Below are 7,927 nucleotides of genomic sequence, written 5' to 3' on the forward strand. Positions count from 1 at the left end.
CACTACATCGTTGCGACTGCGGGGTTCAACTTCCAGGCCAGTTGCGCGCTCCAGACTGCAGCACACCGCCAACCCTTGCTTCCCTCTTCCGCGCCGCGTTTCCGTTAGCGCGAAAGAGGCGTGATTCTAAGCACCCGCCCACAACTACGCAAGCCCCTTTGTGAAAATATTTTGAAAAAGCCCCCGTGCGCTGCCGCGCACGGGGGCTCGGGGCTCGACGGGCCGGGTAATCACGCCGACAACAGATACCGACCAGTCGCCGACCGCCTACCCAGGCTGCCTGATCAGCGGTGCTTGAATACCGGCTTCCGTTTTTCGACGAATGCCGCCATCCCCTCCTTCTGGTCTTCGGTCGCGAACAGCGAATGGAACAGCCGACGCTCGAAGTGGACACCTTCGGCCAGCGTCGTCTCGTACGCGCGGTTCACCGACTCCTTGACCATCATGACCGCCGGCAGCGAAAACTCGGCGATCGTCGCCGCGGCGGCAATCGCCTCGTCGAGCAGCGTGGCGGCCGGCAGCACGCGCGACACGAGCCCCGCGCGCTCCGCTTCGGCCGCATCCATGAAGCGGGCCGTCAGGCACATGTCCATCGCCTTCGCCTTCGACACCGCGCGCGGCAGACGCTGCGTGCCACCCGCACCCGGCATGACGCCCAGCTTGATTTCCGGCTGGCCGAACTTGGCCGTGTCCGCCGCGAAGATGATGTCGCACATCATGGCCAGCTCACAGCCACCGCCCAGCGCAAAGCCCGAAACCGCGGCAATGATCGGCTTGCGGATCTCGCGGACCGTCTCCCAGTTGCGCGTGATGTAGTCGCCCCGGTAGGCATCCATATAGGAGTAGGTCGCCATCATGCCGATGTCCGCGCCGGCCGCGAACGCCTTCTCGCTCCCGGTCACGACGATCGCGCCGATGCCATCGTCCGCATCGAACGCCTTCAGCGCGTCACCTAGCTCATCCATCAGCGCATCGTTCAGCGCATTCAGCGCCTTCGGGCGGTTCAGCGTAACCAGCCCGACACGCCCCCGGGTCTCCACCAGGATGTTCTCGTAAGCCATCTATTTCTCCTCGATCAATGAAATGAGAAACGCCTCGCACATGCGAATAGTTTGATGCTACCATTCTCCGACCAACCGGTCGGTTAATTAATCGATCCAACCCCTCTCAACGTCCATCAGGCTGCCGCCATGACCCATGCACTGTTCACGAAGCACGAAGACACGCTGAAGCACGCACTCGCCGCCATCGAGAGCCGCGGGTACTGGAGCCCGTTCGCTGAAATGCCGAGCCCCAAAGTGTACGGGGAAAGCGCGAACGCAGATGGCGAGGCCGCGTTCAAGTCGCACCTCGACCAGACGTTCGCGCTCGACCAGCCGGCGTCCGGCGAAACGGTCGGCGCAGAGCAGTCGCCGTACGGCATTGCACTGGGCATCCGGTATCCGAAGTCGACGCCCGACGAACTGATCGCCGCCGCGGCCGCTGCGCAACGCTCGTGGCGCGAAGCCGGCCCGAGCTCCTGGATCGGCGTCAGCCTCGAAATCCTCGCGCGCCTGAATCGCGCAAGCTTCGAGATCGCCTACAGCGTGATGCACACCACGGGTCAGGCATTCATGATGGCGTTCCAGGCCGGCGGCCCGCACGCACAAGATCGTGCGCTCGAAGCTGTCGCCTATGCATGGGACGAACTGCGCCGCATCCCGGCCGATGCGCACTGGGAAAAGCCGCAAGGCAAGAATCCGCCGCTCGCGATGCACAAGCGCTACACGATCGTCCCGCGCGGCACCGGGCTCGTGCTCGGCTGCTGCACGTTCCCGACCTGGAACGGCTACCCGGGCCTGTTCGCTGATCTGGCAACCGGCAATACCGTGATCGTCAAACCGCATCCGGGCGCGATCCTGCCGCTCGCCGTCACCGTCCGGATCGCTCGCGACGTACTGCGTGAAGCCGGTTTTGATCCGAACGTCGTCACGCTCCTCGCGACCGAACCCAACGACGGCGCACTCGTTCAGGATCTCGCGCTGCGCCCCGAGATCAAGCTGATCGACTTCACCGGCAGCACGCAAAACGGCACGTGGCTCGAGCGCCATGCCCATCAGGCACAGGTCTATACCGAGAAGGCCGGCGTCAATCAGATCGTGATCGACTCGACCGACGACCTGAAGGCCGCCGCCAAGAACATTGCATTCTCGCTGGCGCTGTACTCCGGCCAGATGTGCACGGCGCCGCAGAACATCTATGTGCCGCGCGACGGCATCCGGACGGCGGACGGCCATGCGAGCTTCGACGAAGTCGCACAGGCAATCGCCGTTGCCGTGCAAAAGCTCACCGGCGACCCGGCACGCTCGGTCGAACTGATCGGCGCAATCCAGAACGAAGGCGTGACCGCACGCATCGACGACGCCCGCCAGCTCGGCCGCGTGCTCGCCGACAGCCTTACCCTCCAGCACCCTGCGTTCCCCGATGCCCGCGTGCGCACGCCGCTCGTGCTGCAACTCGACGTGGCCGATCGCGAGAAATTCACGCAGGAGTGGTTCGGCCCGATCTCGTTCGTGATCGCGACCGACTCGACCGCGCAGTCGCTCGATCTCGCCGGCGAAATCGCAGCGGAACATGGCGCACTGACGCTCTCCGTCTACAGCACCGACGATGCGATCGTCGACGCAGCCCACGATGCGGCGGTGCGCGGTGGCGTCGCGCTGTCGATCAACCTGACGGGCGGTGTGTTCGTAAACCAGTCGGCAGCGTTCTCGGATTTCCACGGCACGGGCGCGAACCCGGCAGCCAACGCGGCACTGGCCGACCCGGCGTTCGTCGCCAACCGGTTCCGCGTGGTGCAAAGCCGCGTCCATGTTGCCCCGAAGGCTGCACCTGTGGAAGCCGGCCAACCGGCATAACCCGAATGGCCGACGTGCAAACGCCGCCACGTTCTCTACCATGAACGAATCCGCCACCCGGCGGGTTCGTTGCACATCGATACGCCCATGACAGACGCCTATATCTGCGACGCGATTCGCACCCCCATCGGCCGCTACGGCGGCGCACTGAAAGATGTCCGCGCCGACGACCTCGGTGCGGTACCGCTCAAGGCACTCATCGAGCGCAACCGTGAAGTCGACTGGACGGCGATCGATGACGTGATCTATGGCTGCGCGAACCAGGCCGGCGAGGACAACCGCAACGTCGCGCGCATGTCGGCGCTACTCGCGGGCCTGCCGACCGACGTGCCCGGCACGACGCTGAACCGGCTGTGCGGCTCCGGGATGGACGCGGTCGGCACGGCCGCGCGCGCGATCAAGGCGGGCGAAGCGCGCCTGATGATTGCAGGCGGCGTCGAGAGCATGACGCGTGCGCCGTTCGTGATGGGCAAGGCCACGAGCGCGTTCGCACGCCAGGCTGACATTTTCGACACGACGATCGGCTGGCGTTTCATCAATCCGCTGATGAAACAGTTGTATGGCGTCGATTCGATGCCCGAGACGGCCGAAAACGTCGCGATCGACTACAACATCAGCCGCGCCGACCAGGATCTGTTCGCGCTGCGCAGCCAGCAAAAGGCCGCGCGTGCGCAGCAGGACGGCACGCTCGCCGACGAAATCGTCGCAGTCACGATTCCGCAGAAGAAAGGCGATCCGGTGGTCGTGTCGCGCGACGAGCATCCGCGCGAGACGTCGCTCGAAGCGCTCGCGAAGCTGAAAGGCGTCGTGCGCCCGGACGGTTCGGTGACGGCCGGCAACGCATCCGGCGTCAACGACGGTGCGTGCGCGCTACTGCTCGCCAATGCGCAGGCAGCCGACCAGTACGGCTTGCGCCGCCGCGCACGCGTCATCGGCATGGCGACGGCCGGCGTCGCGCCCCGCGTGATGGGCATCGGCCCCGCGCCGGCCACGCAGAAGCTGCTGCGCCAGCTCGGCATGACCATCGACCAGTTCGACGTGATCGAACTGAACGAGGCGTTCGCATCGCAAGGCCTCGCGGTACTGCGCATGCTCGGCGTCGCCGACGACGATCCGCGCGTGAACCCGAACGGCGGTGCGATCGCACTGGGCCATCCGCTCGGCGCATCGGGCGCCCGGCTCGTGACCACCGCGCTCTACCAACTCGAGCGTACAGGCGGCCGCTTTGCACTCTGTACGATGTGCATCGGCGTCGGCCAGGGCATCGCGCTCGCGATCGAACGCGTGTAACCCACGCACCGCGCGCCTATAACGAAGTCATGAAGGAGACACTGCATGTCCTATCAGGCGATTCAGCTGGATATCGATCAGGCCTCGAACGTGGCCACGATTACCCTCAACCGCCCCGACAAGCTGAACAGCTTCACGCGGGCGATGCATCGCGAGCTGCAGTCGGCACTCGATGATGTCGAAGCGGCCGGCGCGCGCGCGCTGATCCTGACAGGTGCGGGGCGCGGCTTCTGCGCGGGCCAGGACCTGGCCGATCTCGACTTCACGCCAGGCGCGTCCACCGACCTCGGCACGCTGATCGACGAGCACTTCAATCCGCTGATCCGCCGCCTGCAGCGTCTGCCGATTCCGGTGATCGCCGCCGTCAACGGCACGGCGGCCGGCGCCGGCGCGAATCTCGCGCTCGCATGCGATCTGGTGTTCGCCGCCCGCTCGAGCAGTTTCATCCAGGCCTTCGTCAAGATCGGGCTCGTACCCGATTCGGGCGGTACGTGGTTCCTGCCGCAACGCGTCGGGATGGCACGCGCGCTGGGGCTCGCGCTGACCGGCGACAAGCTCGGTGCCGAACAGGCCGAGCAATGGGGCTTGATCTGGCGCGCGGTCGACGACGACGCACTCGTCGCGTCGGCCCGCCAGCTCGCCACCCAGCTTGCGCAGCAGCCGACGCTCGCGATCGCATCGATCAAGCAATCGATGCGCGACAGTGTCACGAACACGCTCGACCAGCAGCTCGACCTGGAACGCGACCTGCAGCGCAAGCTCGGCCAGTCGCACGACTATGCGGAAGGCGTGACGGCATTCATCGAAAAGCGCGCGCCGCGCTTCGAGGGGCGTTGACATGACGAACGCCACTGCCACGCTCGACCCCGATTCGCTTGCCCGCGCCGCTGCGCGGGCCATGTACGACGCCGACGCATGCAGCCGCGCGTTCGGCATGGAAATCGCCGAAGTACGCGCCGGCTACGCCCGCCTGCAGATGCGCGTGCGGCCCGAATTCCTGAACGGGCATCAGACCTGCCATGGCGGGATCATCTTCACGCTCGCAGATTCGACGTTCGCGTTCGCGTGCAACTCGTACAACGTGAATACCGTCGCGGCCGGCTGTTCGATCGAATTCCTGCGCCCCGTGCACGGCGATGACGTGCTGACGGCCGAAGCGATCGAGCAGGCGCGCGCCGGCCGCCAAGGCATCTACGACATCCGCGTCACGAACCAGACCGGCGAAACCGTCGCGATGTTTCGCGGCAAATCCGCCCAGATCAAGGGCACGGTCATCCCGGAAGACCGCTGACGTCGACGGCTCGCACATAACAAACACTGGAGACAGGCATGACTACCCCGCTACCGCTCGAGCCGATCGAGACCGCCTCACGCGACGAGCTGACAGCGCTGCAGCTCGAACGCCTCAAGTGGTCGCTCCGGCATGCGTATGACCACTCCCCCGTCTATCGTCGCAAGTTCGACGATGCGGGCGTCCATCCGGACGACCTGAAGACGCTCGCCGACCTGTCGCGCTTCCCGTTCACGACGAAGAGCGACCTGCGCGACAGTTACCCGTTCGGGATGTTCGCGGTGCCGCAGGACCAGATCTCGCGCATTCATGCGTCGTCGGGCACGACCGGCAAGCCGACGGTCGTCGGCTATACGGCCGGCGACATCGACACGTGGGCGAATCTCGTCGCACGTTCGATCCGCGCCGCCGGGGCGCGCCGCGGCGACAAAGTGCACGTCAGCTATGGCTACGGCTTGTTCACGGGCGGGCTCGGCGCGCACTACGGCGCCGAACGCGCGGGGTTGACCGTCATTCCGTTCGGTGGCGGCCAGACCGAGAAGCAGGTACAGCTGATCCAGGATTTCCGGCCCGACATCATCATGGTGACGCCGAGCTACATGCTGTCGATCGCCGACGAAATCGAGCGCCAGGGTCTCGATCCCGCGCAGAGTTCGCTGCGCATCGGCATCTTCGGTGCGGAACCCTGGACCAACGACATGCGCGTCGCGATCGAGCAGCGGATGGGCATCGACGCGGTCGACATCTACGGGTTGTCCGAAGTGATGGGCCCCGGCGTCGCGTCCGAATGCGTCGAGACCAAGGACGGCCCGACCATCTGGGAAGACCACTTCTATCCGGAAATCATCGATCCTGAAACCGGCGCAGTGCTTCCGGACGGCGAACTCGGCGAGCTCGTGTTCACGTCTCTGACGAAGGAGGCGCTGCCGATCGTCCGCTACCGGACCCGCGACCTCACGCGGCTGTTGCCCGGCACGGCCCGCACGATGCGCCGCATGGAGAAGATCACGGGGCGCTCGGACGACATGATGATCGTGCGCGGCGTCAACGTGTTCCCGACGCAAATCGAGGAGCAGTTGCTCAAGCAGCGCGCGCTCGCGCCGCACTATCAGATCGTGCTGACGAAGGAAGGCCCGCTCGACGTGCTGACGCTCAACGTCGAGCCCTGCCCCGAGACCGCACCCGATACGGCGGCGATTCATGCGGCAAAACAGGCGCTCGCCTACGACATCAAGTCGCTGATCGGCGTGACGGCCGTGATCAACGTGCTGCCCGTAAACGGGATCGAGCGGTCGGTCGGCAAGGCGCGACGCGTCATCGACAAGCGCAAGGGCTGACGGCAATCGCCGCGCGTGCATGACGCACGGTGAATTCGTAGCTGCAAATGAAACAGCCCGATCGACCAACGCCGATCGGGCTGTTTCATTCAGGAGCGCCGTTGGAGCGCCCGTCGACGCGACACGCGCATCACGAAGACTGTCACGACACTGACGCCCTCGAAATCAGAGCACCGCACCCGACGCACACCGTCGCGCGCACGAATGCCGAGGCTGATGCATCGGTGGCGACCCGGGCAACCCGTGCCGCCTCATGTCACGAATTCGGGAACAGCAGCCACATCCGGCCGACCTGCTTCATCCGACCGGCCTGATCGCCCGCGTCGTCGCCGAGCCCCCAGAAATAGTCGGCGCGTACGCCGCCCTTGATCGCGGAGCCCGTATCCTGCGCGAACACGAGCCGGTTCATCGGCGTATTCGTCAGCGGACGCGTGGTCTGCAGGAACACCGGCGTGCCGAGCGGGATCGACGACGGGTCGACGGCGATCGAACGCTCCGGCGTCAGCGGCACGCCGAGCGCGCCGATCGGGCCGTCCGCGCCACCGTGCGGTGCATCTTCCTTGGTCGGCATGTCGCGGAAGAACACGAACCGCGGGTTCGTGTCGAGCAACGCGTCGACGCGGGTCGGGTTCGCCTTCGCCCACGCCTTGATGCCCTGCATCGTCGCCTGAGCGGGCGTCAGCTCGCCGCGATCGAGCAGCCACTTGCCGATCGAGCGATACGGCTGGTTGTTGGTGCCGCCGAAGCCGACCCGCATCACCGAACCGTCGTCGAGCAGCACGCGCCCCGAGCCCTGCACCTGCAGGAAGAACGCTTCGATCGGGTCGTCGACCCACACGAGTTCGTTGCCGTTCAGAATGCCGGCGCGTTCAAGCTGCGAGCGTGCCGGCAGCGCGGCGCCCGCGCGATAACCGGCCGGCCAGCGGTAGAGCGCGTACTGATACGGACCGCGACGCACGCGCGAACCATGCAGCAGCGGCTCGTAATAGCCGGTCACGAGCCCGTCGAGCGTACCGTCGGTGTTCGCGAGCTGGAACGGCGTGAAATACGTTTCGAAGAACGTACGTGCACTGCTGACGTCGAGCTCGTCGAGCCGGTCAACGGCCGCGCAA

Annotated in this window: 7 protein-coding genes; 5 read left to right on the top strand and 2 right to left on the bottom strand. The window is 65.8% G+C overall.

Annotated features, from left to right (window positions below):
* Positions 1 to 284 precede the first annotated feature (284 nt).
* Positions 285 to 1,061, bottom strand: a complete 777-nt coding sequence (locus tag JYJ84_RS22510) for an enoyl-CoA hydratase (protein ID WP_122944384.1) — start codon at positions 1,059 to 1,061, stop codon at positions 285 to 287.
* Positions 1,062 to 1,190: 129 nt separating this feature from the next.
* Here JYJ84_RS22510 and paaN point away from each other — a divergent pair, with 129 nt between their 5' ends.
* From paaN to paaK, 5 genes are all read left to right on the top strand, one after another.
* A complete protein-coding gene (gene paaN, locus JYJ84_RS22515) occupies positions 1,191 to 2,897 on the top strand; it encodes a phenylacetic acid degradation protein PaaN (protein ID WP_175222750.1) in 1,707 nt (568 codons plus the stop codon).
* An 87-nt stretch (positions 2,898 to 2,984) separates the two neighbouring features.
* A complete protein-coding gene (pcaF, locus tag JYJ84_RS22520; protein WP_175222751.1) occupies positions 2,985 to 4,187 on the top strand; it encodes a 3-oxoadipyl-CoA thiolase in 1,203 nt (400 codons plus the stop codon).
* A gap of 45 nt (positions 4,188 to 4,232) precedes the next feature.
* Complete coding sequence (gene paaG, locus JYJ84_RS22525; RefSeq protein ID WP_122944381.1) at positions 4,233 to 5,024, top strand: 2-(1,2-epoxy-1,2-dihydrophenyl)acetyl-CoA isomerase PaaG; 792 nt, start codon at positions 4,233 to 4,235, stop codon at positions 5,022 to 5,024.
* A gap of 1 nt (position 5,025) precedes the next feature.
* The gene (gene paaI / locus JYJ84_RS22530) at positions 5,026 to 5,478 is read left to right on the top strand and encodes a hydroxyphenylacetyl-CoA thioesterase PaaI (protein WP_122944380.1); all 453 of its coding nucleotides are present in this window, start codon (positions 5,026 to 5,028) and stop codon (positions 5,476 to 5,478) included.
* A gap of 38 nt (positions 5,479 to 5,516) precedes the next feature.
* Entirely contained in the window at positions 5,517 to 6,815 is a 1,299-nt protein-coding gene (paaK, locus tag JYJ84_RS22535) for a phenylacetate--CoA ligase PaaK (RefSeq protein WP_175222752.1), read from the top strand.
* Positions 6,816 to 7,071: 256 nt separating this feature from the next.
* Here paaK and JYJ84_RS22540 read toward each other — a convergent pair.
* Positions 7,072 to 7,927, bottom strand: an 856-nt coding sequence (locus JYJ84_RS22540; RefSeq protein WP_205170560.1) for a murein transglycosylase A, incomplete at its 5' end; no start/stop codon positions are given.

Origin of the sequence: Burkholderia sp. LMG 13014, from assembly GCF_905232215.1 — a bacterium.
In the GTDB taxonomy this organism is placed as follows: Bacteria; Pseudomonadota; Gammaproteobacteria; order Burkholderiales; family Burkholderiaceae; genus Burkholderia.